This is a genomic window from Bifidobacterium sp. FKU, from assembly GCF_026016385.1.
GTDB classification, from domain to species: domain Bacteria; phylum Actinomycetota; class Actinomycetes; order Actinomycetales; family Bifidobacteriaceae; genus Bifidobacterium; species Bifidobacterium infantis.
This window is the reverse complement of the sequence record NZ_CP092888.1, coordinates 2,552,325-2,578,819: the sequence shown is the minus strand read 5'-3', so window position 1 is coordinate 2,578,819 and position 26,495 is coordinate 2,552,325. Positions and strand designations below refer to the sequence as shown.

Below are 26,495 nucleotides of genomic sequence, written 5' to 3'. Positions count from 1 at the left end.
GGACAATCCAATGGACTGTCTGTCGGTGAGCCCATCACACAAAGAAGCCCCTCAAATCGAGGGGCTTCCGTGTATGTACAACCTATTACGGCCTCAAGCGACAATCACTCCGCCGCAGCCTTGCGCCGTGCGTTGGACACCGCGTACAGGCTGATACCCGCCGCTACTGAAGCGTTCAGCGACTCAACAGACGAGCTGATCGGGATGCCGGCAATCGCGTCGCAGGTTTCGCGCACCAGTCGGCCCAAACCGCTGCCTTCCGAACCGAGCACTACAACGAGCGGATCGGATTCAAAGCCGGTCTCGCCGACGAGCTTATCGCCGCCACCGTCAAGGCCGACAACGTAGTATCCACGCTCCTTCAAGCCCTCAAGTGCCTTAGTCAGGTTCACCACGCGCGCCACCGGCATATGCGCGGCCGCACCGGCAGACACCTTCCAGGCGGCGGCGTTCACCGAAGCGGAACGGCGTTCCGGCAGAATCACACCATTGGCACCGAACGCGGCCGCCGAACGAATCACGGCACCCAGGTTCTGCGGATCGGTCACGCCGTCCAATGCAATAAACAGCGGGCGGGCGGCGATGCGGGCGGCCGACGAATTCGCGGCCTCCATAGCCTTGGCCTTCTTCTCCGCGCGATCGGCCAGTTCGTTCAACGAGGAGTACTGGAACGGATCGACCTTCAGAATCACGCCCTGATGGTTGCCGGAGCGGGCGATACGATCCATCTCCAGACGGTCGGCCTCCAGCATGTGCAGGCCGTTCATACCAGCGATTTTCACGATTTCGCGGGTGCGGTCGTCATGCTCGATGCGCGACATGATGTACAGCGTGGAGGATGGCACGCCCACACGCAGTGCCTCCAGCACGGAATTGCGGCCGTACACCAGATCCGAGGTGTCCGCCGAAGCGAACTTGTCCACTCGGCGGCGAGCCGCCAGACGCGGGTCGGCCATCTGCCGGCGTTCCGCCGCCTTCTTGGCCTTGTATGCCTTGTGGTAGACGCGGTCCTCGGCCTTCGGAGTGGGGCCGTAACCCTTCAGTTTGTTGCGATGCTTGCCACCCGACCCCTTGGTCGGTCCTTTTTTGTTAGCCATAGGTGCCATTGTCCCAGCACCCCGCGCCAAGACACGGCCATTCCGCCATCGGAAGCCGGTAAGGTATTGGGAGTGAAGACGCAACGCATGATATTCGGACTATCCCCGCTGTATTGGGGATTGTGGTTGGCGATTCTGATTCTGTGGATGGGCCGCTTCGTGACGTCGTTCCTGTCGATCTACCTGGTCTCCGCGCTGCACCTCGACGAAGGCGTTGTGGGCGCGGTCGTGGCCATGTACGGTTTCGGCGCAATCATCGGCTGCCTGTTCGGCGGCGCGCTGTCCGACCGGTTCGGCCGCCAGTCGATGATCATCATCGGTGAAATCGGCGCGGCCGCCGCTCTTCTGGTCGTCTCCGTCCTCGCCGATCCCGTGGCGTTGGGCGCGGCCCTGTTCGTATACGGTGCGTTCGCCTCGCTGCCCAGTCCGGCCATCGCCGCATACATCGCCGACGTGGTGCCTCCCAAGAGGCAACAGCGCGCCTATGTGCTGCAATCATGGGCCATCAATTTCGGGTATGCGATCGGCCCGATTGTGGCCAATCAGCTGATCAAGATCTCCTATTCGCTGATGTTCTACGTCGAGGCGGCGGTGATGATCGCCGTCACGATATTGCTGATCGTGTTCTTCCGCGAAGTGAGGCATCTGACGACTTCGGCGCCGGCGGCCCGCCCCGAGGGTTCCATGGCGCGCAACTGGCGTCGAGTGCTTGCCGATATGCCGTTCCTCGGCTTCTCCCTGCTGATGTTCGGCTACTTCCTGGTGTACTTCCAAAGCACCTCCGGCCTGCCCATTGCCATGACGGACCTTGGTCTGGGGTTGGGCGACTATTCGGTGCTGTTGACCATCAACGGCGGCATGCTGTGTCTGCTGCAGATTCCCGCCATGAAACTGTTCGCGCGCATGGGCAATTCGCGTGTGCTCGTGATGGGCCTTGCGGTGACCGCCATCGGCTATGCGGTGCAGGCCGTGGCCCATTCATGGGGCGGGTTCGCGCTTGCCGTAGTGCTGTGGACGCTGGGCGAGCTGGGCACGTTCCCCATCGCCACCACCACGGTCGCCGCCATGGCGCCCGCCACCGCCCGCGGCACGTACCAGGGCGTCTATAACGTGGTGTGGTCGGTGTCGATCGCATTGGCACCGCTGATCGGCGGCTGGGTAATCGGCGGCTTCGACGGGCGGATGCTGTGGATCGCCTGCACGGTGGTGTTGGTCGGCGTCACCGTGGGCCTGCGGGTCACCAAGGGTTCCCGAGACGCCGCCATGGCCGCCGCGATGGGTGCAGAGGACGATTCTCAGTAAGAACCGTGCACCCATCCGAACTGTTTCCACACAAACGAACATGACCGAAAATGGCGGCATTCCGCGGCTCAGACGCTTTGCATGTTCGATTAGGTTTCCGAAATCCGCGCACGGTTCTCCGAGCCTTGATTTCAGTGTGCTGAGTTGCGGCGCATGACGTCTGTGGCGTACTATTATCCGTTGAAAGCGGTACTCGCCCCGCCGGATATCGGCCGGTCCAATGGAGGGTCGGCGCGTGACGGCGGAGCAGGGCACAGAGAAGTACTCCACCGCTGGAAAACCCGCATGAAGGGAGAAAGAAATGAAAGCCTATATTCAGCGACTAGGCCGCGCGCTGATGCTGCCCGTCGCCTGCCTGCCCGCCGCGGCGCTCTTCCTGGGCATCGGCTATTGGATCGATCCGAGCGGTTGGGGTGGCGGCAACGTCATCGCCGCCTATCTGTGCAAGACGGGTTCGGCGATCCTCGACAATCTGGGCTTGCTGTTCGCCGTTGGCGTGGCCGTCGGCATGGCCCGTGACAAGGACGGCGCCTCGGCCCTGTCCGGTCTGGTCGGTTTCATGACCATCACCACGATCATGGGCTCGGCCTCCATGTTCCTGGGCTTCGACGCCGAGAACCCGCCGGCCGCCTTTGCTCCTGGCGCCATCGGCAACAAGAACGTGTTCTTCGGCATCATGGTCGGCTGCGTGTCCGGTGCGCTGTACAACCGTTTCAGCAAGACCAAGTTGCCCGACTTCCTGGCCTTCTTCTCCGGCCGTCGCTGCGTGCCGATCCTGACCGCCGCGCTGATGTCGGTCATTTCCCTGGTGCTGCTGTTCGTGTGGCCGCTGGTCTACAACGGTCTGGTCGCCTTCGGCGAGTCCCTGATGGGCATGGGCGCGGTCGGCGCCGGCATCTACGCCTTCTTCAACCGTCTGCTCATCCCCACGGGTCTGCACCACGCCCTCAACAACGTGTTCTGGTTCAACCTTGCCGGCATTGATGACATCACCAAGTTCTGGAACGGTGTGGGCGGTCTCAACGGCACCACCAAGGCCGTGCTGGCCACCGGCGGATTCCAGCCGTGGGGCGAGTACGTCACCGGCATGTACCAGGCCGGCTTCTTCCCGATCATGATGTTCGGCTTGCCTGCGGGCGCGTTTGCCATCTACCGCTGCGCCAAGCCGGAGAACCGTCGTACCGTCGGCTCCCTGATGCTCGCCGGTGGTCTGGCCGCCTTCCTCACCGGTGTGACCGAGCCCCTGGAGTTCTCCTTCATGTTCGCCGCCTTCCCGCTGTACGTGGTGCACGCGCTGCTCACCGCCCTGTCGGTGTTCATCGCCGCATCCTTCCAGTGGATCGCCGGCTTCAACTTCTCCGCCGGCTTCATCGATTGGTTCCTCTCGCTGCGTGTGCCGCAGGCGCATATGCCGTGGATGCTTATCGTGCAGGGCCTGGTCTTTGCGGTCATCTACTACTTCGTGTTCACGTTCATGATCAAGAAGTTCGACCTCAAGACCCCGGGCCGTGGCGATGGCGTTGACGATGAGGGCGCCGCCGCCGTGGCGGGCATTCTCGACACCGGCGCCGCCCCGGCCGCCGCGGTCTCCCGCGACAAGTACGCCGCGCTGGCCGCGAAGCTCTACGCGCTGCTTGGTGGCAAGGCCAATATCGTCGACATTGAGAACTGCGTGACCCGTCTGCGTCTGGGCGTCAAGGACACCGCCAAGGTGGATGTGGACGCCATCCGCAAGCTGGTGCCCGGCGTGAAGGTCATCGACGACAGGAATGTCCAGGTTGTGGTCGGCACGCAGGTGCAGGCTGTGGCCGATGCCATGGAAGAGCTGCATAAAGCCTAGCGCTTGGCAGTCTGGCGCATGGCATGATGACTGGGCTGCGTGACGTCGACATGATCGGCGTCACGCAGTCGTCCGTTATCGTCCATCATTGGTTTTCAAGGAGTCATTATGGGATTGTTCTCCGGTTTGTTCCACAACAGCGATGAGGTGGCGCCCGCCCCCGCAGCGATGTCGGTTCTCGCCCCATGCGATGGTGTCTGGGAGTCCATCGAGAAAGTGCCCGACGACACGTTCGCCGCCAAGATTCTGGGCGATGGGTTCGGCGTGGTGCCGTCCTCCGGGCTGGTCGTCGCCCCTGTTTCCGGAACGGTGACCACCGTGGCCGACGCCAAACACGCCGTGGGCATCACCACTCCGGGCGGTGTCGAGGTGTTGGTGCATATCGGCGTCGATACCGTGCAACTCAAGGGCGCGCCTTTCACGATGCTGGTGAGTGCCGGGCAGACGGTCTCAGCCGGCGATCCCATCGAGAAGGTCGATCTCGATGCGGTCAAGGCCGCTGGCAAAGCCACCGACGTCATCGTGGTGTTCACCAACCCGGCCACCATCGCCGCTTTGGATCTTACCGGTTCCGGTACGGTGGCCGTCGGCGCGCAAGTGGGCACCCTCGCCGTCAGATAAGCCGATTCGAGCTCGAGGCGCGCACGACGAGTTCCGGTGGCAACGAGATGTGCGTGGGATTCCCGGGCCCGATTTCGATGAGACGCAAGACCTCGGTGACGATACGCGCGTACGGCGGACGCACCGAGGTCAGGGCGGGCAGCGCGGCCGCAGCGATGGGCGAGTCGTTGTACCGCTCGACGATGTCCGCGCCCAGCTCGCCCGTCATGGCTTGACCAGTGTGCCGCCGGGTTATGGAATAATGGCATCGTACGCATCGGCTGCAATTGCGTCGATGCCCATAACCGCGCAGTCCTGCGCCGCCCGGGAGAGACAACCCGGTGCCGGCGCGAGGCTGACTACTCCGCGGCGATACCAAGGAGAACACCATGGATGATCGTAACGATCAATCCGCAAAGTCCGCGACCGCAACGAACGGGGTCGTGGAATCGGAAGAAGTGCGCGCACAGGAAGCGCTATTGGGGGATACGGATCCAAGTCTGACCAGCGCCGACGACGTGGCCAAAGCCCTGAACGTCGACCCATCCCAGGGCCTGAGCGAGGAAGAAGCCAAGCGTCGACTGGCCAAATTCGGCCCGAACGAGCTCGCCAGCGCCCCGCCCGTACCGAAATGGAAGAAATTCCTGGCCCAATTCCAAGATCCGCTGGTCTACCTGCTGATCGCGGCCACTATTATCTCGGTGATCGCTTGGTTCATCGAAAAAGCCAATGCGCAGCCCGGCGCGGAAGGCGGCGAGGCGCTTCCGTTCGACGCCATCGTGATCATCTTGATCCTGATTGTCAATGCTGTGCTCGGCTACATGCAAGAAGCCAAGGCCGAGGCGGCCGTCGAAGCGCTCGCACAAATGACGGCCCCGCAGACCTCGGTGCTGCGCGATGGCAAGGTCATGCGCATCAACACCGCCGACGTGGTTCCCGGCGACATCATCGTCCTTGCGGAAGGCGATTCGGTCTCCGCTGATGGCCGACTGGTCAACGCGGCCAGCCTGCGCATCGCCGAGGCTTCACTGACCGGCGAATCCGTGCCGGTTGGCAAGAAGCCGGACACACTCACCGAGGCCAAGGCGCTGGGCGACCGCGCCAACATGATCTTCAACGGCACTTCCGTGACGCAAGGCACCGGCCGCGCAATCGTGACCGGCACCGGTATGAATACGCAGGTCGGCAAGATCGCCGACATGCTCTCCGCCACAGAGGACGAGAAAACCCCGTTGCAGAAGGAGATGGATTACGTCTCCAAGATCCTCGGCATTGCGGTGTGCGTCATCGCCGTCGTGGTGCTGGTGGCGCTCGCCGTGCTGGAAGGCTTCAACGACGTCCATGACGTGATTGATTCCTTGCTGCTGGCCGTTTCGCTTGCCGTGGCCGCCGTGCCGGAAGGTTTGGCCGCCATTCTGACCGTGGTGCTGGCGCTTGGCGTGCAGCGCATGGCGGCCCACAACGCGATCGTCAAGAAGCTGCATTCGGTGGAAACCCTGGGCTCCGCTTCCGTGATCTGCTCGGATAAGACCGGCACGCTGACCCGCAACGAGATGACCGTGGAACGTGTGGTCACCCCGTCCGGCGAAGTGCAGATCACCGGCACCGGTTACGCGCCGGAAGGGCGTATGGTACTGGCCGGCGGCGTCGATCCCGAGTCCGAGCAGGCCCGGATCATGGCCGATGAGGTCGTCGCCACGCTTGTGGCCGGCACGCTTGCGAATGACGGTGAACTGCGTGAGGAGAACGGCCACTGGGAGATTGTGGGCGACCCCACCGAAGTCTCGCTTATCGTGGCCGCCCGCAAGGTCAAGGCCGATCGCAAGATCAAGCGCTACATGCGCGTTGGCGAGATTCCGTTCACCTCCGAACGCAAGCGCATGTCCATCATCGCCAAGGACAGCACCGATTCAGATAAGCTCACCGTGTTCGCCAAGGGCGCGCCCGACGTGCTGTTGAGCTACTGCACGCGCATCCGCGTGGGTGGTCAGGTCCGTAAGCTCACCGAAGGCGATCGCCAGTCGATTCTCGCCACCGTCGAACGTCTCTCCTCCGAGGCCTACCGTACGCTTGGCGAGGCCTGCCGTCCGCTGGAAACCAGTTCTTTGGCTGATGTGCCCGGTGTAAGCGTCAACGCTGCAGGCCAGGTGTCCGACATCGCCGATCAGGCCGAAGCCATCGAAACCGATCTCATCTGGAATGGCATGGTCGGCATTATCGATCCGCCGCGTACTGAGGTGCGCGACTCCGTGACCGAGGCCCATCGTGCCGGCATCCGCACGGTGATGATCACCGGCGACCACCCGCTGACCGCCGCCCGCATCGCCTCCGACCTTGGCATCATCGCCAAGGACGGCAAGGCCCTGACCGGCGACCAGCTCGACCAGCTGCCCGATGAGGCCGCACTCGACAAGGCCACGTCCGAAGTGTCCGTGTACGCGCGCGTGGCCCCCGAGCACAAGCTCAAGATCGTCGAATCCTTGCAGCGCCAAGGCAATATCGTGGCCATGACCGGTGACGGCGTGAACGACGCGCCGGCCGTCAAGTCCGCGGATATCGGCGTGGCCATGGGCATCACCGGCACCGAGGTGACCAAGCAGAGCGCCAAGATGATTCTGGCGGATGATAACTTCTCCACCATCGTGGCCGCCGTGCGTGAGGGCCGCGTGATCTTCGACAACATCCGCAAGTTCCTGCGCTACCTGCTGAGCTCCAATGTGGGCGAAGTGTTCACCGTGTTTCTTGGCGTGGTGTTTGCCGGCTTCCTCGGCATCCGCCAGCCGGAGACCGTGGGCGTCACGGTGCCGTTGCTTGCCACTCAGCTGCTGTGGATCAACCTGCTGACCGATGCCGCTCCGGCGTTGGCCATGGGCGTCGATCCTCAGACCGATGATGTGATGGGCCGCAAACCCCGCAAGATGACGGATCGTGTGATCGATGCTTCGATGTGGGGCGACATCATCTTCGTCGGCATCATTATGGCGGTGGTTACGCTGATTGGTATGGACATGCATCTGTCCGGCGGATTGTTCACCGATCGTTCGGTGGAGGCCATCGGCCATGAGGCGCAGATGACCGAGGCCCGTACGATGGGCTTCACGATTCTGGTGTTCGCCCAGCTGTTCAACGCGCTGGCATCCCGTTCACATCTGCAGTCCGCATTCGTGGGTCTGTTCTCCAACAAGTGGCTATGGGGTGCGATTGGTTTGTCCGTGGCGCTGCAGCTCGTGGTGATTTACGTGCCGTTCCTCAATGGTCCGTTCGGCACCGTGGCGCTGAGCCCGATGGCGTGGGTGGAGTGCATCTGCCTGGCCGCAATCGTGCTGATTGCCTCCGAGCTACGTAAGATTGTGTTGCGCGCGATGGCAAGGCGGTGATCATCGTATTGGCCTGATTGTCGGGCAATCAAACAACGGTGGGTCGGGCGTGAGTCCGGCCCACCGTTGTTTTGGTTGGCTAAATATAGCGTAGCGGTTCGCTGGATTTACTGAAATAGACAATGCCGTTCTTGTTCGGGAGGTCGTTCGTAGGGTATTCTGGCGGTCTTGTGCTTGGATTCGTGGAGATGTACATGCCGATGTTTCAGAGTGTCTTGATCAGCGCCTATCCTTATACTAAAGCGATTTAGTTCCGACCGGCAATGGTGCCAAAGATGGTCCGATCTGCCATCGGGGCGTCGCCTTTTCCTCGATTGATGAGGAAGATTAAAACCATAACAGTAAGGAAAGCGGAACTATGACTTTCATCAAACAGATGATGCCGCGTTATGTGGCGTCTATGACCGCAGGCATCGTAGCGGCAGCGATGGCCGCAACATGCGCGTTTGCACCGGTAGCGAATGCGGACGCCGTTTCTCCGACACAGGAAACCATACAATCGACCGGTCGCCATTTCATGGTGTACTACCGCGCGTGGCGTGATGTCACGATGAAGGGTGTCAACACCGACCTTCCAGACGATAACTGGATTTCGATGTACGATATTCCGTACGGCGTCGACGTGGTCAATATATTCAGCTATGTTCCATCGGGACAGGAAGAACAGGCGCAACCGTTCTACGATAAGCTCAAATCTGATTATGCACCGTACTTGCATTCGCGTGGCATCAAGCTGGTTCGGGGCATTGATTACACCGGCGTGGCGGTCAATGGTTTTCGTACTTTCATGAAAGAGCAGAACAAAACCGAGAGCGAGGCGACCGAAGCTGATTATGATGCCTATGCTAAGCAAGTAATCGATAAATACATGATCTCCGTTGGCTTGGATGGTCTGGATATCGACATGGAGGCGCACCCGAATGATGCCGATGTGAAGATCTCCGACAATGTGATTCGTGCACTGTCCAAACACATCGGTCCCAAATCCGCCAAGCCGGATACCACGATGTTCCTTTATGACACGAATGGATCTTATCTCAATCCGTTCAAGAATGTGGCGGAATGCTTTGACTACGTGGCATACCAGCAGTACGGTTCTTCCTCCGATCGCACCGCTAGGGCCGCCGCCGATTATCAGCCTTATATCGGCAACGAGTTTGTGCCGGGCCTGACGTTCCCCGAAGAAGGGGACATGAACAATCGCTGGTATGATGCCACCGAGCCGTATGAAGAAAGCCATTTCTATCAAGTGGCGTCATATGTGCGTGAGCATAATCTTGGCGGCATGTTCGTTTACGCGCTCGACCGAGACGGTCGCAACTATGATGAAGACCTGCGTCGGATTGTACCGTCCAACTTGCTGTGGACCAAGACCGCCATTGCGGAGAGCGAGGGCATGGCGTTGGATACGGCAAAGACTGCAGCGAACCATTACCTTGATCGCATGTCGTTGCGTCAGGTGATTGACGACAACGCCGCATCCGCGGATAAGGCGCGGGATATGGTGGGGAAGGCCGCTAACCTATACGAGACAAATAAAGCAGTCCTTGGTGGTGACTACGGAGAAGGTTTCTCCAACACATATGATCCGACATTGGAAGCTGGATTATTAGGGATTGACATCTCCGTGTTGCAACAGCAGATTGATAAATCCAGTGAGATCATTGGTGCCGATACGGCGGAATCGGATGCAAAAACTGCACTCCGTATGGCACGTGATGCCGCCATCGATGGTTTGACCGGCAAGATCTACACAGCGGACCAAGTATCAGCGTGGTCGCAGGCATTGAAGGCGGCGCTTGATGCCACCGTGCCGGTTCCGACGCCAGATTCCACCGATCAGAATGGCAACCGTGACAAGGTTACCAATCACAAAGTGCAAGGCCAACCGAAGCAACTGAGTGCGACCGGCATCTCGACGGATATTATCGTTGCCGTAGGCGTGACTCTTGCCATCGCAGGGGTGGCTCTGTCTCTATCACGTAAGCTCTCCTGATTTTCGCGGGGATGTCTCGCTCATCCTGACGTCCCCGCGATGTTCTTGTGATGTTGACATATCGTCGTTCATCATCGAAATCTTGTACACGAATGGACGGAAGTACGGCCAATGCCGTGAATATGAAAAACCATGCCTCCTGTTCTGTGCCTGTTCATGCAGGGCACAGAACAGGAGGCACGACAAATCTTGAATACTAATCACTTGCCGGGTCTGATGCCGCAGCAGGCGTCGCCTCCGCTGGCGAGAAGCACCGCATTCGGCAGGCGCGGGGGCACTGCCGGTGCCGTCGTCGGCGTGGGGGCCGGACCGGCGTCGGACCCGTCGACGTCGAGTTCGTCGGAATACTCCTTACGCCCGTAATACAGGTCGGCATCCAGTTGATGTTCGGTCTGCGCGACGATCACCGCGGTGTTGGCGGCGCCGGCGACGTTCAATGCGGTGCGGCCCATATCCACGATCTGGCTGATCGGCTGGCTGATGGCGATGAATGGAATCGGCAGGCCGGCGGCGGCGAACAACGAGGTCGCGGTGATGGTGGCGGTGCCGGGCACGCCCACGGTTCCGATCGAGACCAGGAGCGTGAGCACCACGAGGAACAGATACTGTGCGGGAGAGTAGTTCAGTCCCTGAGCGTGGACGGCGAACACCGCCAGCAGCATCGGCCACACGCCGGCGCATCCGGGCATGCCGAGATTGGCGCCCAGTCCGGCCACGAACGAGGCGATGTCGCCCGGAACGCCGGCGCTGCGTAGCTGGCGAACGGTGACGGGAATCGTGCCGATGCTGCTCTCCGACGTGAACGCGACCACTCCGGCGGGGAAGAACGCCTTGAAGAATCGGATCGGGTTCAGTCTCGTCACGGTCGCGAGCACAAGCGGCTGCACCAGGAACAGCTGCAGGGCGATTGCGATGTAGGCGACGGCCAAGGCGAGCACCAGCGGCAGCAGGGTGGCCGCATCACTGCCGCTCACCGCTTCGGCGATGAGGGCGAGCACCGCATACGGGGTGTATCCGACCACGATTTGGGTTGCTTTGGAGAAGACCACGTTGCCCGCGTCGATGAAGGTCTTGAACGGCGCGACCGCGGAACGGCCTTTGTCCGTGGAGGCGGCGGCGTTGTAGGCGAGTGCGGTCAGGATGGCGAACAGCACGATGGGCACCACCTGGTTGTTGACCCAGTTGTCCGCGAGGTTTCGCGGGAACAGGTTCACGATGGTGTCGAGGACCGCGGGAACGTCGTGTGGCGTGTAGTCGCCGGACAAGGTGTAGTGGAAGCCGCGCCCCAACTGGAACGCTTGCGCCAGAAGCAGCGTGAGCAGTGAGGCGGTGGTGGTGTTGAGCAGCAGGAAGAACACGGTCTTCACGCCGATGTTCTTCAATCGGATGGATTCTCCGAGGTTGGTGATGCTGGAGATGATGCTGAACACGAGCAGCGGCACCACCAGCGCGGTGATCACGCTGGACCAGATGGAACCCACCGCGCCGACGTACCCGGTATGGCCTTTGCATGCGATGCCGAGAACGACGCCGAATGCCGTTGCCAGCAGCACCCGTGTGGTGAATCCCGCGTTCTTCTTGCGTTTGAGGAATGACAGGATGGCGAATAGGACGGCGGCCGCACCCAAAGTGAGCCAGTCGTATGCGATGTCGGACATGATGTTCCCTTCTCTGAAAATCAGGATGTGTCCGTGCGGGACGATCCGTTTCATGTTGGAATCAATCTATCCGTCGCATCGTTGACGCAACGCCCTGTGGTTATCGCCGTTTCCTATAGTCGCCTATCAGAGCGGCGCTTCGGGCCATTCCGCCTCCATGGGCGGTGCCGTATGTGGGGCGTGCGTGGATTTTAGTTGCCGGTGTGTTGGGAGTTGGTGTCGGTCCCGTTGCCGTTGTCGTTGTCGGTCCCGTTGTCGCCGGGCTTCTTCTGGGCCTGTTGTTGCGCCTCCTGCCGGGCTTGCTGCTTGGCCTTCTCCTGGGCCTGCTTGGCGGCATCTGCCTGCTGCTTGGCCTGCATCGAGGCGGTGACGTCGGACTCGGCCTTCTGCAGTTTAGAAATCGCATTGTTGACGTCGGATTCGGACGGACTGGTCCCGTTCATCACCGTATTGGCCTCGGTGATGGTGTTTTGCAGCGCGGTGCGGGTGTTTTCATCGGCCACACTGCCCGCGGAATTATCTAGCGTGCCTTGCGCCTGCGAAATAGCCGAGCTCAGGTTCGATTTCAGTGTGTCGGTATCGGCCGTCGCCTTTGAAGTGTTAACGGCCTTGATCGCATTGTTGATGGCATCCGTCTTGTCAGCCATGTCGCTGGCATCATTCTGCAGCTCTTTAATGTGAGACTTCAACTCAGTGGCGTTGAGGCTGGAATCGCACTTGGCGGTGTCAGCCGGGTTGCCGGCGTCTTGCAACGCCTGATTCAGCGTGGTGAGCGTATTGGCATCGGCCACATCGCTGGTGGATGTTTGCGCGCTGGTTTGGCCATTGGATATGGCGGTGGTGAGCTTCTTCTGCGCATTCGTGTACTGCTTGGCCGCTACCTTGCACTCGGCCAATGCCACGGCTTGGCTCGCCTTACTGCTGTTGGAATGCCACCAGAGCAGGCCGGCGACAACCAGCGCTATCACGGCGACTACCGCTACGGCAATGCCGACGATTTTGAGGGTGTTCTTTTTGCCGCTACCGCCGTGACGAGGCTCGGCGCCATCGGAATCGTCCTCATCGGAGACCTGAGCCAACGGAATGGAGGGAGGCATCACAGCAGGCTGAGCCTGTGCCGAAGCGGCCAGGGCGGCCGGTTGGAACACCTGTGTGGCTGCGGCATCATCGGCAGACGCTACTTGCGTTGCAGGCATGGCAACGGTCTCACCGGATACGGTGGATGATGCGCCATATGCCTGTGTGGCCGCAGCTGAATCAGGTTGGAACACCTGTGTTGCCTCGGCATCTACCGCAGGCTGCTCGGCCTGATTGGGCTGGAACGCTTGTGTCGCGGCGTTTGAAGCTGCCGAAACAGGCGATGTCGCCGGTGCCGCTGGTGCTGCTGGTGTCACCGGCGCTGTCGGTTCCACCGGGCGGAAGCTTTGCGTCGCCTGATCCCAAACGTATTGCTGCTGGCCGGGCGCAGCGGCGATTGGTGTTTCGGATACTGCTGGCTGTGTGGCTGCCGCCGGCTGTGGTGCTTGTGCGGCAACCGCAGCCGGGAATTGCGGCGAGAACGGTTGCGTCATGGCCTGATCGATGGGCTGCGTCGGCTGTGCGGGCTGTGTGGGCTGTGCAAACTGCGTCGGCTGCACAGACTGCACAGACTGCACAGACTGCGGGAACTGCAGAGCCGGTGTGGCCTGTGCCGTGGGTTCCGTGCTATATGCTGCCGTCTCTTGCCCGGGAATCGGAGGAACCGTTGGCCTGACCGGCTTTTCGTGCTGCTGGAAGTCGAACTGGAACCCACCATCGCTGTTGGTCATGACATCTCCTTGGGATTAAGCAAATGGCCGGCATCGCCGGCCGAATGGTACGTCGCAACGCTCAGTCGTCGATGTGCGCGCGGTAGAAATTCTCGTAGGAACGGCTCGGCGTCGGACCCCGCTGGCCCTGATAATGCGAGCCGGTGCCCTTGGAGCCATAAGGGTGCTCAGCGGGCGAGCTCAGCTGGAAGAAGCACATCTGGCCGATCTTCATGCCAGGCCATAGTTTGACCGGCAGCGTCGACACATTAGACAGCTCAAGCGTAATATGCCCCTCGAAACCGGGGTCAATGAAGCCCGCAGTCGAATGGGTCAGAATACCCAATCGACCCAGTGAGCTCTTGCCTTCCAAGCGGGCGGCAATGGACGGGTCCAACTTGACGTATTCCCACGTGGAACCCAGTGCGAACTCGCCGGGGTGCAAAATCCACGGTTCGTCGGGAGCCACCTCGAACTGTTCGGTAAGTGCGCCTTGGTTTTCCGCCGGATCGACATATGTGTAGGCGTGGTTATTGAACAAACGGAAGTACCGATCCAATCGCACGTCGATGGAAGCGGGCTGCACCATTTCGGGGGTCCACGGATCAAGTGAGATATGACCTGCGGACTGTGCGGCGAGAATATCGCGATCGGACAGCAGCATATACACTCCTTGCGGCATAACGGGATACTGCCCCCAAGTCTAGCGCTCGCACCGGAAACAGGTCTGAAGGCTTGGCTCCCATATGTGAATACAGCGCCTGTCATAGCCGTAAACACTCATTCGTGCATGAGTTTTCGTGGTTCTTGCCTTTCTGCAATGTAATTAGCTTGCATTTTTGAATTATCGATTTGCGCAAATGAGCAAAATCAGTTAAACTCAGTCACAGTTGCTCATTCGGCAATCAACGACGATGAAGGAGGGGTTATGTGCGGCAAGGTGGATGTGCTGGTTTCCGGCGATGTATTCGCTGATCTTGTATTTTCAGGATGCCGAATCCCGGCGCCTGGAACAGAGGAGTTTGCCAAGGATTTGATCATTTCTCCCGGTGGTGCTGCGAACCGAGCCGTTGCTGCAGCTCGATTGGGAGCAAGAACAAGTTTGTTGGCGCCATTTGGGGATGACCCAATTGGGATGCTTGCGGTGGAAAAACTTAAGAAAGAGCCCAATCTTGATTTGTCTCATTGCGTATTCTGTGCCGGCGCGAGTAATCCAATCACTGTATCAATTACGGATGGTGAGGACCGTGCATTTGTGACTTATCAAGAGGCTCTTCCTGACGCTAAATGGCATGACGACGATACAGCGGCAGGCACGGTATTTGTTGATCTCGGCTCCGCCAGTACCATTCCTGACTGGGCTTTAAAGCTCCGGGAAAAGGGCGCCATATTGTTTGCCGGGCTGGGTTGGGATTCCGCTGGGGAATGGGACAAGCATTTACTGGAGCGGTTGCGCCAGGTCGATGTGGTTCTGATGAATGAGATGGAAGCAACCGCCTATACCGGTAGCCAATCTGTCGAGAAAGCATTGGACATACTCATGCAATACACGCACATGGCGATTGTCACTTTGGGCAGTGAAGGCGTTACTGCTGCTGAGGGGGGTAACCGGCTTAAAGTTCCTGCGCTTCCAGTTCAAGCCGTTGACCCGACTGGGGCTGGAGATACCTTTAGCGCAGCGGTTATGGTCGGGATGGCTTGGGGGTGGACCCTGGAACAGAGCTTGCTTTTGGCGACGGCCGTCGCAGCGTGCTGTGTGCAGCAGCCTGGCGGTGCTATAAGTGCGCCGAGCTCACAAAGGATTTCAGAACTAATCGATCAACTAGAATATGAGCAAGGCGAGCGATTCGTCCGACGGTGGATGTTTCTCAAGGACTGGGCGACAAGGCAGTCTACACATAATCGTGAATGACTGTATGAGAAGAGCATATTGCTACCTCTCCGGACCAAATCTTGTGCATGAACGGCATGAAAATATATGCTCGACTTTAAAGACTATTCCCACAACGATGGAGAACACATGACTTTGTTAATGGCGCAACGTCACAAGCAGATTCTTAACACACTTGCTGACGGCGGCAGGAAAGTCGCAGATCTTGCAGAGCAACTGGGCGTGAGCGAATCCACTATTCGCAGGGATTTGTCAATCCTGCAAAATGAAGGGTTGTTGTCTCGCAAATATGGTGGTGCCATGCTCACCTTAGGCAGCCGAGAGAACACGACCGATTCTGGCATAGTAGAGGATCCTTTGTCTGATTCGGACCAGCGCTCAGATTTCGGCCTTCGAAAGCGTATGGCTAAAGAGGCGGCAAAATTGGTCAACGACCGGGACATCGTCGTTCTGGACGTAGGCTCGACTACGCCGTTGATCGCGCGAGAATTGCTTGGACGACCTCTGACAATCGTTACGTCAAATCTCGCGGTGCTGGATGTGGTGCGTGAAGATGAGGCCATCGATGTGGTACTCATTGGAGGCGTACTTCGACGTAACAATCAGTCATTGGTCGGACCTCTAACTGAACAGGCCGCACAACAGATCAGTTCTGACATCATGTTCTTGAGCTGTACGGGCGTGCGACGTAATTCAGTGGTAGACGATATGGCAGTCGAAACGCCCATCAAGCGAGCGCTAATCGTCGCATCGGGAAAAGTTGTTCTTCTCGCCAGCGAGAAGAAAATGCCCGGAACAGGGGGCATGCAGTTGTGTGGCCTAGACCAGGTCGACACAATGATCACAACATCCGGGGCTCCGGAGGATGTGATTGACAAGAGCCGGCTTGCCGGCAGAAAGGTGATAATCGCATGAAACTGGCTATTTTGGGTGGAGGCGGATTCCGTACTCCATTCGTCTGGGAGGCGTTGCTTCGCGACCATGGGGAGCCGAGGATTACCGAGGTCGCATTGTACGATATCGATCAATCTCGTCTATTGGTTATTGAAGCTATCCTCCGGGAGCTTGCCGAGGGATTTGAGGATGTGCCCAAGCTCACGGTCTCTACGAAATTGGAACCCGTCATCGAAGGCGCTGATTTCATTTTTGCCGCCATACGTGAGGGCGGGTTGGACGGCCGCTGTTGCGACGAACATGTTGCGCTTGATCTTAATGTACTTGGGCAAGAGACTACAGGACCTGGTGGGATTGCCTACGCGATACGTACGGTTCCGGTGATGGTCCATATCGCCGAAAAGGTGAAGAGACTAGCACCGGACGCCTACTTCGTGAACTTTACCAATCCGGCTGGTATTATCACTGAAGCGATGCAGACTGTTCTCGGTGATCGTGTGGTCGGTATCTGCGATACGCCGTCTGGTCTTGGTCGTCGTGTGGCCGGTGTTTTGGGCGCTGATTATCGGCGCGCTCAGATGGATTACGTTGGCCTGAATCACTTGGGCTGGATGCGCCGCGTGGTAGTGGATGGGAAAGATTTGCTTCCTGATCTTCTCGCGGATGATGAACGCCTTAACAAGATGGAAGAGGCCCACATCTTCGACAAAGACTGGATTCGTGAACTAGGCGCATTGCCGAACGAGTATCTTTATTACTATTATGACAACAAAGATGCTGTGCGCAGGATTTTGGAATCGCCGCAGACTCGTGGAGATTTTCTCAAGACTACGCAGACCAAGTTCTACCATGATGCCGCACATGTCGCGCAGAAAGGCGACGATGTTGCCACTCTGTGGTGGCGCACAGTGAAAGAGCGTGATGCCAGTTACATGGCAGAAGCGCTTGGCGGAGTTCAAGGGGCGCCTGCCACTGAGCGAGATTTGGATCTTGACCCCGCGCAGCTGGGCTATGCTGGCGTCGCGCTCGGCGTTATGATGGCCATCAGCCGCAATGACCGCCAGATCATGATTCTCAACGTGCGCAATAGAGGTACTGTTGTCGATCTGCCCGACGGCGCTGTAGTTGAGGTGCCAACCATGGTCGACGCTAACGGTATGCATCCGCTGTCGCTATATGCGCAGCCGGATCTTCATCAGATTGGTTTGATGCAGAGTGTCAAATCGGTTGAGCGTCATGCTATCGCCGCTGGTTTGACCGGATCGAACAAAGAGGCGCTGCTGGCATTTGCAGAGCATCCATTGGTGGGTTCCGTGCCGATTGCACGCCAGCTGCTTGAGGGATACAAGACACGTATTCCGGGCGTCGCCGCTGCGCTCTCTCGATGACGATGACGTCATAATATTCTGAGACATGAAAATCTGTTTCGGAATTTAATCTGCATCGCGCTTACAAAGTCGCGCAAACTCGAGCAAAGATGCGTCTTAACTCCTTTCTGGTTCAGGGAGAGCCCGACTTTTGTCAACTCTCCCTGATCTCTCGTGATTAGAATACGGACACATTTGGGTTTCTTGCATCGTAGGAGTAGTTTTGGTCCTGATAATGAGCGACTTTTACTGAGCTTGATTAATGAACATCTATTCAGATGACAAATAATTGAAATATATGATAAACTATGATTGATTCCAATGAGAAAGTCGCAATGAGGTGATTGCTTATTGGATTCATTCGGCTATACCTATTCCCGTTAATCGAAGGAGAGCCAACATGTCCAGGAAATCGTATGGAAAGCTTATGGGGGTACTAGCCGCAACGGCGGCTGCTTCACTTGTCTTCAGTGGCTGTGGTGCCGGTTCATCCAGTAGCGATAACAGCATCAAGGTAATGTACTGGAGCACATCCTCGGCTCCGGATTCGGACCGCCTATTCAAGCAGGTCAAAAAAGACATGGAGAAAAAATATCCTGATGCGAATATTCAGCTGCAAGTCGTTGCTGGTAGCGAGGAAGACTATAACACTAAAGTCGCGTTAGCATTCCGCTCGGCTTCGACTGCTCCCGATGTGATTTATGAAGATACGTCTCAGATGGGCGCTGATGTAGAGGCCGGATATCTGATGGACATCGGAAGCTATGTGGATCAATGGAATGATTGGGACAAATTCATTGATTCGACAAAAAAATCCGTTACCTATGACGGCAAGATCTATGGAGTCCCGCTATCTACCGATACCCGCGCCATTTGGTACAACAAAGACATCCTCCAGAAAGCTGGAGTTGAAGTGCCTTGGCAGCCCAAGAGCTGGGACGATATTCTTGACATGGCAGTGAAGGTCAAAGCATACGATGCAAGCATCACTCCTTTCAATATATATGCGGGCACTACCCAGGGGGAAGGAACTGTTATGCAGGGCTTCTACCAGCTGTTGTTTGGCACGAAGCTAGGTGATAACGCATTGTATGACAGTGCTAAAAAGAAGTGGGTGATTGGTTCCCAGGGGTTCAAAGATTCGTTGGAGTTCACTAAGACGCTGTATGAGAAGGGATATGCACCTTCTGTGTCAGACGCGCTTGATACTAACCTTTCCAAGAAAATGCAAAGTGATTGGTTCCCGAACGGCAAGATGGCAGCTACTGTGGAAGGCAGCTGGTATCCCAGTTCCTGGGCAAAAGGTGGCTCCTACGAATGGGATGGGTACGACAAGACCATGGCGGTGGCTGCGTTCCCGACCGAGAACGGGGGAGATCCTGGATTCGTTTCCATGTCTGGTGGATGGGCCATTGGTGTGGGTAGCAAGAGCAAGAACCCGAAACTTGCGTTCGAGTTCGTGCAAGAGGCTACGAGTGCTAAGAACTCGATGGAGTACTACACCAACTACACGTTGGACATAAACCCGCGTTCCGATGTCACTTCGGATCCTGAAAATCAGCCTGAGAATCCTTATGTGAAAGATGCGACTAACCTTGTGCAGTACACGCATTATCGTCCCGGCTTGAGCGTGTACTCCAAGGTCTCCAATGAAGTGCAAAAGGCTACGGAAAGTGTGATTACTGGGAAAGCCTCCGCCGATCAGGCAGCGCAAACCTATGACCAGGCAGTAGCCGAGATCGTTGGCGAGGATAACGTCATCAAGGAATGACATTATCTCTCGGCTCGCACCGTTCTGCCGGTGGCGTTCCTCCCATAAGGACTGTCACCGGCACCCATATCATATTGGTTTTTACAAGGTCGGCACGATGAAAAAATTTGCTAGACAATATTGGACAACACTGCCGTGCATTATCCTGCTCTGCGTGTTCATGTTGGGGCCTATCCTCTGGTCCCTGTATGGTTCGCTCACTAACACTTCTCTGACGGGAGCGGCAGCCGTCAATCCGCAATTCGTGGGTTTGGACAATTACAACCATTTGTTTACTGATGCTGAATTTCCCAAATCGCTTTGGCTCACATTTGTATTCGTGCTGATGAGCGCTATCGTTGCGCAAAACACATTGGGAATTGCGCTCGCCTTGCTGCTGACCCGTATGCCCAAAGCTGCATGTTCATTTGTGAGTACCACGGTAATTGCTGCGTGGATGCTTCCTGAAACCGCTGCTAGTTTTGTTTGTTACGCGTTTTTCAACAAAGATGGCACGCTTAACCAGATCGTTCAGGCGTTCGGCGGCAGCGTGACTGACTGGCTGTATTACTTCCCGATGTTCGCTATTATTTTGGCCAATGTGTGGCGAGGCACGGCGTTCTCGATGATGAACTATCAGGCGGCGCTAGGCGATGTCGATTTGTCACTTTCCGAGGCTTCTGCACTGGACGGAGCTAACGCGGTTCAGGATTTCTTCTTAATAAAACTACCGATTATCAAGCAAACGGTTGTCACCAACTTGATGCTTATAACGTTGCAGACTCTTGCCTGCTTCACATTGATTTATGTGATGACAGCCGGTGGGCCAGGTAACAAAAGCATGACGCTGGCGCTGTATACCTACGAAACCGCATTCCGTTTCGGCGACATCGGGTATGGCACTGCCATCTCCGTGGTCATGTTGCTCGTCGGGGCCATTTTCGGCGTGGTATATATCCGTGCATTGAAGACGAATAAGGAGTAATGATGACCAACGCTTCACATCCGTTCGGACGTCGTCGTCTCAATATCCCAAGTACCCCGCGAACTGGTGTAGCTGCGGCTATGTCATGGATTGGCATGACGATCGTTGCTGCTGCGTTCCTGCTGCCGCTGGTATGGGTGTTCTTCGCCTCATTCGATGATCAGGCGACATTCACGACAAGGATACCTAAGATATTTTCCTTGGAAAACTATCGTGCGGTGCTGACTCCGGATATGTCGTTGCGGCCGTTGGGGAATAGTCTGATTATCTCTATCGCCGTTACGGTCATCGTTTTGGTTTGTGCCGTGCTTGTCGCATATCCGATCTCGCGGTATGAATCACGTTTCAACTGTCCATTCATGTATATCATTCTGTTCGGTACATGTTTGCCGATCACCGCCATTATGGTGCCGGTTTATTCGCTATTCGTGTCACTGAATCTGCTGGATTCGACGATTGGTGTCATACTCTTTTTGTCGGCAACTTCGCTGCCAATGGCGGTATGGCTGGTCAAAGGCTATATGGACGGAGTGCCGATTGATGTGGAAGAGGCAGCATGGGTCGATGGCGCTTCTAAGATGCGTACTATTTGGCAGATAGTTGTTCCATTGATGCGTCCCGGTTTGGTGGTCGTTGCAGTGTTTGTATTCATGGGAGCATGGGGAGATTTCTTCACTCCGTACATTCTTCTTATGGATCCTGAAAAGTTGCCGGCCTCCGTTGCAATTTACAACTTCTTCGGTCAGCATGGCAGCATTCAGTACGGCCAACTAGCTGCATTCGCGGTCTTGTATTCTCTGCCTCCTGTGGTTCTGTACACCCTATCTACTCGTTTCGTTGGCGGTACTTATTCTATGGCAGGCGGCACCAAGGGGTGATGAGGACAATCAGAGATTTTAGACATATTCTGTGGTTCCGCACAGCGTCTGTGAAAAATGATTTGCCGCGTAATCATCAATGAGATGAGCTAAAGAGCCAGAGGAGACGACGATGGCATCCAATGATGAAAAAGTGTTCCACCGTGTTGAACGAGCACTCTCCGAGCAATTAGCCAAGGCACTGTACCGTGATTCAGCAGCAGTTGAGATTGCCGCGTGGGCGGTGCATGATGAGCCTGTGCCATTCAGTGTGGCGCGGGAAGCGGAATACCAAGTATTCCATGTAGGTGACCAATGGGGATCTCCTTGGGATACATGGTGGTTGCGCGTTGATGGAGAGGTTCCCCAAACATGGTCCAAGGCTGAGCAATGTGAGCCCGAGTTAGTGGTTCGATTGACTGAAAACAGTTCCACTGCGATTGGTTTTCAGGCTGAAGGACTGGTCTATGATAGCGAGGGGCGGATTGTAAAAGCAGTCGAACCAATGAATAGCTGGGTTCCAGTGCCGAAGCCGGGACATGGTTTCCGTTACTACATCGAAGCTGCAGCCAATCCCGATATCAATCAGGATGCCGGAAGCTTTGCGCCCACTACGCTGGGCAGTCGAGATTCCAAGAATATGCCGGAACTGTACAGGCTATCGACACTCGAGCTGCGACTACGAGATATTGAAGTTTGGCACCTCATCCAGGAGCTTAAAGTTCTTTCCGGGCTGGCGCGTGAGCTTGACGGAGACCGCACCCGGCATGCGGATATCATGATGGCGCTTGAACGGTCGATGGAGACATTGGATCCGTCGAACATAGCCGGTACCGCGGTTGATGCGCGCGCATGTTTAGCCCCTGTGCTGTCTGATCCTGCATCTGATCGCGCCCACATTGTGCACGCCGTGGGACAGGCCCATATTGATACGGCATGGTTATGGCCGTTCCGTGAAACGAAACGCAAGGTTGCGCGCACATTCAGCAATGTTGTGGATCTGCAGCATCGTGGAGACAAGTTTGTATTTGCGGCTTCATCGGCGCAGCAGTATCAGTGGCTAAAACAGAAGTATCCCGATTTGTTCGCCCGCGTCAAGGAGATGATCGCAAAGGGAACGTTCATTCCAATCGGAGGAATGTGGGTCGAATGTGATGCGAATCTTCCATCAGGCGAGTCACTGACCCGTCAGTTCTTATACGGAACGAAGTTCTTCCGCCATGAATTTGGTGAGTTACAGCCAGTTGCTTGGTTGCCGGACAGTTTTGGATATTCAGCGACGTTGCCACAGATTGTGCGCCTCGCGGGTAATCGGTATTTCCTTACCCAGAAGATCTCGTGGAATGATACCAACAGGTTCCCTCATAATACTTTCCTTTGGAGAGGCATTGACGGTACTGAAGTATTCACTCATTTCCCTCCTTCCGATACATATAGCGCCGAAATGACACCGGAAGAAATCGCAATTGGGGAGAGACATTACTCCGAAAAAGGCAAGGGACGTTCCAGTCTTATGCTGTTCGGCTGGGGTGATGGGGGAGGCGGGCCCACTCGTGAGATGCTGGAGGCCATTCGCTTGCAAAGCAATCTTGCAGGTAGCCCGAAAATCACGATGTCGACTCCGATCGAATTCTTCGAACAAGCTGAGTCAGAACTCGAGGAACCACCGGTATGGGAGGGGGAACTGTATCTAGAGCTGCACCGTGGTACATATACGACTCAAAAACATATGAAAATGGGGAATCGGCGAAACGAGTCGTTGTTACGCGCTGCTGAGATGTGGGCCACTACTGCTTCTGTCCGTACTCGGTATGAGTATCCGTATCGGCAAATCGAAGAGTTATGGCAACAGCTGCTTCTTCTGCAGTTCCATGATGTGCTTCCGGGATCCTCAATCGCTTGGGTACATGAGCAGTCTGCCCAGATGCATGAGCGTATTAGTGAGGAGACTCGCACAATCATTGATGAGGCTATTCGCTCCCTTGTTGGTGAGGGAACCCATCAGTTTTATGCCAACGCCGGTCCATTCGAACAACTTGGCGTGCCTGCTGGGTCCATCAAGGCTTCTGGAGCATGCGCATCAGTAGTGCCAGAAAAAACTGATGAGGGGTTCGTGTTTTCCAATGGGCGTGTTCGGTATGTGGTGGATGATCGTGGACGGATTGTATCCGCTGTGGACAATGTCACTGGGCGCGAATCGATTGACCCAGCCTCGCCGGCAAACGTATTGCAGCTGTTCGTTGATTTTCCTGCTCAATGGGATGCGTGGGACATTGATCGTAGCTATCTGGAAAGTCCCCTTGCACCTGCGGTAGTGAGGACTATTGATTTGGAAGACAATGTCCTTATCGTGAAAGGAATCATTGGTAATTCTTCGTATACACAACGTATTTGGCTTGATCCTGATGTGAGTTCATTGGTCGTGCGTACCGCCGTCGAGTGGAAAGAGAGTAACAGGTTGCTCAAGCTTGCCTTCCCATCCAATGTGCGTTCGTCCACCGCCGATTCGGAAATTCAGTATGGCCATCTAACTCGGCCGATTACAGAAAACACTACTTGGGATGAGGCCCGGTTCGAGACTTCTGCCCAACGTTGGGTCCACGTCGGCGAATTCGGCTTTGGCATCACCGTTGCCAACGATGGCAGCTATGGGCATGATATTCGGCAGATTCGTCTGTCTGATGGTGGTATAGGTACCCAGATTCGTGTTTCGTTGCTGCGTTCTACGCATTACCCGGATCCGCAGACAGATGTTGGGGATCATGTGTTAACCGTTTCGTTCAGTGTCGGTTCCACGATATCTGAGGCAATTCGTCAGGGATACAGGCTTAACGTTCCGTCTCTGCCGGTGTGCGGAGATCACGAAGTGCTTCCATTGATTAGCTTGGATGGTAGTGGCGTGATTGTCGAAGCGGTGAAACTCGCCGAAGACGAGTCGGGAGATGTTGTCGTTCGACTGTATGAATCCTTGGGAGGACGTAGTAAGGCGCGACTCCACATGGACTTCGAGTGGAGCGAAGTGCGTGAGGTCGGTCTGCTGGAGGAGGAATGCGATGCTGTCCGTCCTGCACTGGTGAACGTCGACGCCACAGCTTCTGACATCGAACTAGAGCTTAGGCCTTATCAGATTGTGACGCTTCGTTTTAAGCGTTGACGGTCTTTCTAGGGGGGATCGTTGTCTCCATCGCTTCTGCGGTGATTTCTTACCGAGATGCGAATCGGTAACCAATATTTTGAAATGAAAAAAGGAGTTGTTATGGAAGTAATCATTGTTCGTGATGAGGATGAGGCTGGTGAAATTTACGCACAGTGCGTGGCCGATTTGGTCAGCGTGAAATTGGACGCAGTACTGGGGTTGGCAACGGGGTCAAGCCCGCTAGTGGCATATCGCCATTTGGCGAATCTGGTGGTGGAAAAGTCAATTGACATATCTCAGGTACGCGGATTCGCGTTGGATGAGTATATAGGTTTGCCCCTGTCCCATCCAGAGTCTTATCACTCAGTAATCCAACGCACGGTGGTTGAACCTCTAGGGCTGAATTCAGAGAATGTACATGTACCGGGTGACACTCTGGCAGGTGCACCTTTGTCAGACGGGACGCGTATGGCGGCGGGCGTGGCATATGACCGTGCAATCGCGGCGGCAGGCGGTGTTGATATACAGATTCTTGGGATTGGCGCGGATGGGCATGTGGGCTTCAACGAGCCAGGATCATCTCTGGCATCTGGCACACGTATCAAAACCTTAGCGGAACAGACGCGTATAGATAATGCGCGATTCTTCGACGACGATGTAACCAAAGTGCCGACACACTGCATCACGCAGGGAATCGGAACGATTATGCGTGCGCGTCATTTGGTGCTGTTGGCATTCGGCGCGGGCAAAGCGGAGGCCGTGGCAGAGACAGTGGAGGGAGGCGTAAGTGCGTTCTGTCCTGCGTCAGCGTTACAAATGCATCCGCATGCGACGATCATTGTGGACGAGGACGCCGCATTCCGGCTGCGCCACAAAGATTACTATCGGTACGCGTACGCTCATAAGCCAGCTTGGCAAGGTATCTGACACGGCACTGTGGGAACGAATGAGATATGGGTGAAAAAGCCTCGGCACAAGTACGTGACATGCCTGCTCCACAGCAGCGTCTGCCTCGTCGGTTCGTCATGTCGTGTGTGGGTGTGCTTCTGACCGCGGCCAGTATTGCGATGTTCACGAAATCAGCGTTTGGTACTGATCCGTTTACCACGTTCGTGCTGGGTGTTACTAAGGTAGTCGGGGCTCGGTATGGAATGATGTACACCTTGATCAATCTGGGAATCATCGCAGTCGTAGCATTAGTGGCTAGACAGAATATCGGTCTAGCCACCCCTGTTACGATTTTTCTTAGCGGGTTCGTCACTGAGGGTTGTATATTCTTGTTGAATCGGTGTCTGCCAGAACCGGGGCTGATGGTTCGTATTGTTCTTATCGGTAGTGGCATTGTCCTACAGTGCCTTGCCACCGCGTTGTACTACACAGGTAATCTCGGAGTATCCGCGTACGATGCTTGTGCGCTCGGCCTGCATCAGCGGCTTGGATGGCCGTTCCGTTTTTGTCGTATCGGCACTGATTTGTTGTGCGTGGGCATTGGTTTCTCTTGCGGCGCGATAGTAGGAGTCGGAACGGTGATTACTGCTTTTTGCATGGGTCCGCTGGTTGACTTCTTCAACCGAGTTATGGCCATTCCCTTGCTGGGCGCAAAATTCTGGGAGCGTGCCGGGGAACGTTTTGGTATCGGGTGGTTGCGGCAATAACGCATTTTATGCGCCCCGGTTGGATAATCCAGTACTCATCATTGCAAGCAGCTATTGAGGGTTGCGACCCGCAAAAATGGTATGTACATTTTTTATATGGTCATGGGATGACGTGGAGGGAAGAAGGAAATGTCGCCCCCGCTCTCATACTTTGTGCGTCAAAACCAAAAGGGTAAAAACTCTCAGGTTATTCCCAGACAAACCCCTAGTTAGATACAGAAACGGGTGGTTACCTAATAAATGTCAGCGGAAAGCTGATCAGGAGCCGCAGCAGTTCCCGACAATTGAATCCCTTTCTTCTTC

19 protein-coding genes are annotated in these 26,495 nt (G+C 56.4%); 14 read left to right on the top strand and 5 right to left on the bottom strand.

Going from position 1 to position 26,495, the window contains the following annotated elements:
* Window positions 1–104 precede the first annotated feature (104 nt).
* Window positions 105–1,097 (bottom strand): 23S rRNA (guanosine(2251)-2'-O)-methyltransferase RlmB, encoded by a 993-nt coding sequence (gene rlmB / locus MMB48_RS11425; RefSeq protein WP_032743465.1) that lies wholly within the window; start codon window positions 1,095–1,097, stop codon window positions 105–107.
* A gap of 87 nt (window positions 1,098–1,184) precedes the next feature.
* Between rlmB and MMB48_RS11420 the strand changes: the two genes are divergently transcribed.
* From MMB48_RS11420 to MMB48_RS11410, 3 genes are all read left to right on the top strand, one after another.
* A complete protein-coding gene (locus MMB48_RS11420) occupies window positions 1,185–2,399 on the top strand; it encodes an MDR family MFS transporter (protein ID WP_032743488.1) in 1,215 nt (404 codons plus the stop codon).
* 301 nt (window positions 2,400–2,700) lie between these two features.
* The gene (nagE, locus tag MMB48_RS11415) at window positions 2,701–4,239 is read left to right on the top strand and encodes an N-acetylglucosamine-specific PTS transporter subunit IIBC (protein ID WP_003827809.1); all 1,539 of its coding nucleotides are present in this window, start codon (window positions 2,701–2,703) and stop codon (window positions 4,237–4,239) included.
* Window positions 4,240–4,347: 108 nt separating this feature from the next.
* Window positions 4,348–4,860 (top strand): PTS glucose transporter subunit IIA, encoded by a 513-nt coding sequence (locus tag MMB48_RS11410; protein WP_012578683.1) that lies wholly within the window; start codon window positions 4,348–4,350, stop codon window positions 4,858–4,860.
* On the opposite strand, the gene MMB48_RS11405 is transcribed toward MMB48_RS11410, so the two are convergent.
* Window positions 4,853–5,068 (bottom strand): substrate-binding domain-containing protein, encoded by a 216-nt coding sequence (locus MMB48_RS11405; protein ID WP_003827807.1) that lies wholly within the window; start codon window positions 5,066–5,068, stop codon window positions 4,853–4,855. The genes MMB48_RS11410 and MMB48_RS11405 overlap by 8 nt on opposite strands.
* Before the next feature lie 160 nt (window positions 5,069–5,228).
* Here MMB48_RS11405 and MMB48_RS11400 point away from each other — a divergent pair, with 160 nt between their 5' ends.
* Both MMB48_RS11400 and MMB48_RS11395 read left to right on the top strand, forming a co-directional pair.
* The gene (locus tag MMB48_RS11400; protein ID WP_032743466.1) at window positions 5,229–8,216 is read left to right on the top strand and encodes a cation-translocating P-type ATPase; all 2,988 of its coding nucleotides are present in this window, start codon (window positions 5,229–5,231) and stop codon (window positions 8,214–8,216) included.
* 358 nt (window positions 8,217–8,574) lie between these two features.
* Window positions 8,575–10,212 carry a glycosyl hydrolase gene (locus MMB48_RS11395; RefSeq protein WP_012578681.1) on the top strand — a complete coding sequence of 546 codons (1,638 nt, stop codon included), beginning with the start codon at window positions 8,575–8,577 and terminating at the stop codon, window positions 10,210–10,212.
* A gap of 200 nt (window positions 10,213–10,412) precedes the next feature.
* Here MMB48_RS11395 and MMB48_RS11390 read toward each other — a convergent pair whose 3' ends face one another.
* From MMB48_RS11390 to dcd, 3 genes are all read right to left on the bottom strand, one after another.
* The gene (locus MMB48_RS11390) at window positions 10,413–11,870 is read right to left on the bottom strand and encodes a dicarboxylate/amino acid:cation symporter (protein WP_012578680.1); all 1,458 of its coding nucleotides are present in this window, start codon (window positions 11,868–11,870) and stop codon (window positions 10,413–10,415) included.
* Window positions 11,871–12,061: 191 nt separating this feature from the next.
* Complete coding sequence (locus MMB48_RS11385) at window positions 12,062–13,678, bottom strand: FIVAR domain-containing protein (RefSeq protein WP_012578679.1); 1,617 nt, start codon at window positions 13,676–13,678, stop codon at window positions 12,062–12,064.
* Window positions 13,679–13,739: 61 nt separating this feature from the next.
* Entirely contained in the window at window positions 13,740–14,321 is a 582-nt protein-coding gene (dcd, locus tag MMB48_RS11380) for a dCTP deaminase (protein ID WP_007051821.1), read from the bottom strand.
* Between the two features lie 264 nt (window positions 14,322–14,585).
* On the opposite strand from dcd, the gene MMB48_RS11375 reads away from it, so the two are divergent.
* From MMB48_RS11375 to MMB48_RS11335, 9 genes are all read left to right on the top strand, one after another.
* Window positions 14,586–15,569: a carbohydrate kinase family protein gene (locus MMB48_RS11375; RefSeq protein WP_050496193.1), complete on the top strand. Its 984-nt coding sequence runs from the start codon at window positions 14,586–14,588 to the stop codon at window positions 15,567–15,569.
* 108 nt (window positions 15,570–15,677) lie between these two features.
* On the top strand, window positions 15,678–16,463 hold the full coding sequence (locus tag MMB48_RS11370; RefSeq protein WP_230581155.1) for a DeoR/GlpR family DNA-binding transcription regulator: 786 nt from the start codon (window positions 15,678–15,680) through the stop codon (window positions 16,461–16,463).
* Window positions 16,460–17,830 (top strand): 6-phospho-beta-glucosidase, encoded by a 1,371-nt coding sequence (locus tag MMB48_RS11365; protein WP_032743468.1) that lies wholly within the window; start codon window positions 16,460–16,462, stop codon window positions 17,828–17,830. Before MMB48_RS11370 ends, MMB48_RS11365 begins: the two co-directional genes overlap by 4 nt.
* Before the next feature lie 379 nt (window positions 17,831–18,209).
* On the top strand, window positions 18,210–19,580 hold the full coding sequence (locus MMB48_RS11360; protein ID WP_032743469.1) for an extracellular solute-binding protein: 1,371 nt from the start codon (window positions 18,210–18,212) through the stop codon (window positions 19,578–19,580).
* A gap of 97 nt (window positions 19,581–19,677) precedes the next feature.
* On the top strand, window positions 19,678–20,544 hold the full coding sequence (locus MMB48_RS11355; protein ID WP_032743470.1) for a carbohydrate ABC transporter permease: 867 nt from the start codon (window positions 19,678–19,680) through the stop codon (window positions 20,542–20,544).
* Window positions 20,544–21,422: a carbohydrate ABC transporter permease gene (locus MMB48_RS11350; RefSeq protein ID WP_208430663.1), complete on the top strand. Its 879-nt coding sequence runs from the start codon at window positions 20,544–20,546 to the stop codon at window positions 21,420–21,422. Before MMB48_RS11355 ends, MMB48_RS11350 begins: the two co-directional genes overlap by 1 nt.
* 112 nt (window positions 21,423–21,534) lie before the next feature.
* Window positions 21,535–24,555, top strand: coding sequence for an alpha-mannosidase (locus MMB48_RS11345; RefSeq protein WP_032743471.1), 3,021 nt, complete (start codon window positions 21,535–21,537; stop codon window positions 24,553–24,555).
* 102 nt (window positions 24,556–24,657) lie between these two features.
* A complete protein-coding gene (gene nagB, locus MMB48_RS11340) occupies window positions 24,658–25,464 on the top strand; it encodes a glucosamine-6-phosphate deaminase (protein ID WP_409337986.1) in 807 nt (268 codons plus the stop codon).
* A gap of 26 nt (window positions 25,465–25,490) precedes the next feature.
* The gene (locus tag MMB48_RS11335) at window positions 25,491–26,192 is read left to right on the top strand and encodes a YczE/YyaS/YitT family protein (RefSeq protein WP_050496194.1); all 702 of its coding nucleotides are present in this window, start codon (window positions 25,491–25,493) and stop codon (window positions 26,190–26,192) included.
* Window positions 26,193–26,495: the final 303 nt, after the last annotated feature.

What these genes read in the sequence shown, in the direction of transcription:
- rlmB (WP_032743465.1), bottom strand. Translation starts at nt 1,097, where the DNA reads ATGGCTAACAAAAAAGGACCGACCAAGGGGTCGGGTGGCAAGCATCGC.
- MMB48_RS11420 (WP_032743488.1), top strand. Translation starts at nt 1,185, where the DNA reads ATGATATTCGGACTATCCCCGCTGTATTGGGGATTGTGGTTGGCGATT.
- nagE (WP_003827809.1), top strand. Translation starts at nt 2,701, where the DNA reads ATGAAAGCCTATATTCAGCGACTAGGCCGCGCGCTGATGCTGCCCGTC.
- MMB48_RS11410 (WP_012578683.1), top strand. Translation starts at nt 4,348, where the DNA reads ATGGGATTGTTCTCCGGTTTGTTCCACAACAGCGATGAGGTGGCGCCC.
- MMB48_RS11405 (WP_003827807.1), bottom strand. Translation starts at nt 5,068, where the DNA reads ATGACGGGCGAGCTGGGCGCGGACATCGTCGAGCGGTACAACGACTCG.
- MMB48_RS11400 (WP_032743466.1), top strand. Translation starts at nt 5,229, where the DNA reads ATGGATGATCGTAACGATCAATCCGCAAAGTCCGCGACCGCAACGAAC.
- MMB48_RS11395 (WP_012578681.1), top strand. Translation starts at nt 8,575, where the DNA reads ATGACTTTCATCAAACAGATGATGCCGCGTTATGTGGCGTCTATGACC.
- MMB48_RS11390 (WP_012578680.1), bottom strand. Translation starts at nt 11,870, where the DNA reads ATGTCCGACATCGCATACGACTGGCTCACTTTGGGTGCGGCCGCCGTC.
- MMB48_RS11385 (WP_012578679.1), bottom strand. Translation starts at nt 13,678, where the DNA reads ATGACCAACAGCGATGGTGGGTTCCAGTTCGACTTCCAGCAGCACGAA.
- dcd (WP_007051821.1), bottom strand. Translation starts at nt 14,321, where the DNA reads ATGCTGCTGTCCGATCGCGATATTCTCGCCGCACAGTCCGCAGGTCAT.
- MMB48_RS11375 (WP_050496193.1), top strand. Translation starts at nt 14,586, where the DNA reads ATGTGCGGCAAGGTGGATGTGCTGGTTTCCGGCGATGTATTCGCTGAT.
- MMB48_RS11370 (WP_230581155.1), top strand. Translation starts at nt 15,678, where the DNA reads ATGACTTTGTTAATGGCGCAACGTCACAAGCAGATTCTTAACACACTT.
- MMB48_RS11365 (WP_032743468.1), top strand. Translation starts at nt 16,460, where the DNA reads ATGAAACTGGCTATTTTGGGTGGAGGCGGATTCCGTACTCCATTCGTC.
- MMB48_RS11360 (WP_032743469.1), top strand. Translation starts at nt 18,210, where the DNA reads ATGTCCAGGAAATCGTATGGAAAGCTTATGGGGGTACTAGCCGCAACG.
- MMB48_RS11355 (WP_032743470.1), top strand. Translation starts at nt 19,678, where the DNA reads ATGAAAAAATTTGCTAGACAATATTGGACAACACTGCCGTGCATTATC.
- MMB48_RS11350 (WP_208430663.1), top strand. Translation starts at nt 20,544, where the DNA reads ATGATGACCAACGCTTCACATCCGTTCGGACGTCGTCGTCTCAATATC.
- MMB48_RS11345 (WP_032743471.1), top strand. Translation starts at nt 21,535, where the DNA reads ATGGCATCCAATGATGAAAAAGTGTTCCACCGTGTTGAACGAGCACTC.
- nagB (WP_409337986.1), top strand. Translation starts at nt 24,658, where the DNA reads ATGGAAGTAATCATTGTTCGTGATGAGGATGAGGCTGGTGAAATTTAC.
- MMB48_RS11335 (WP_050496194.1), top strand. Translation starts at nt 25,491, where the DNA reads ATGGGTGAAAAAGCCTCGGCACAAGTACGTGACATGCCTGCTCCACAG.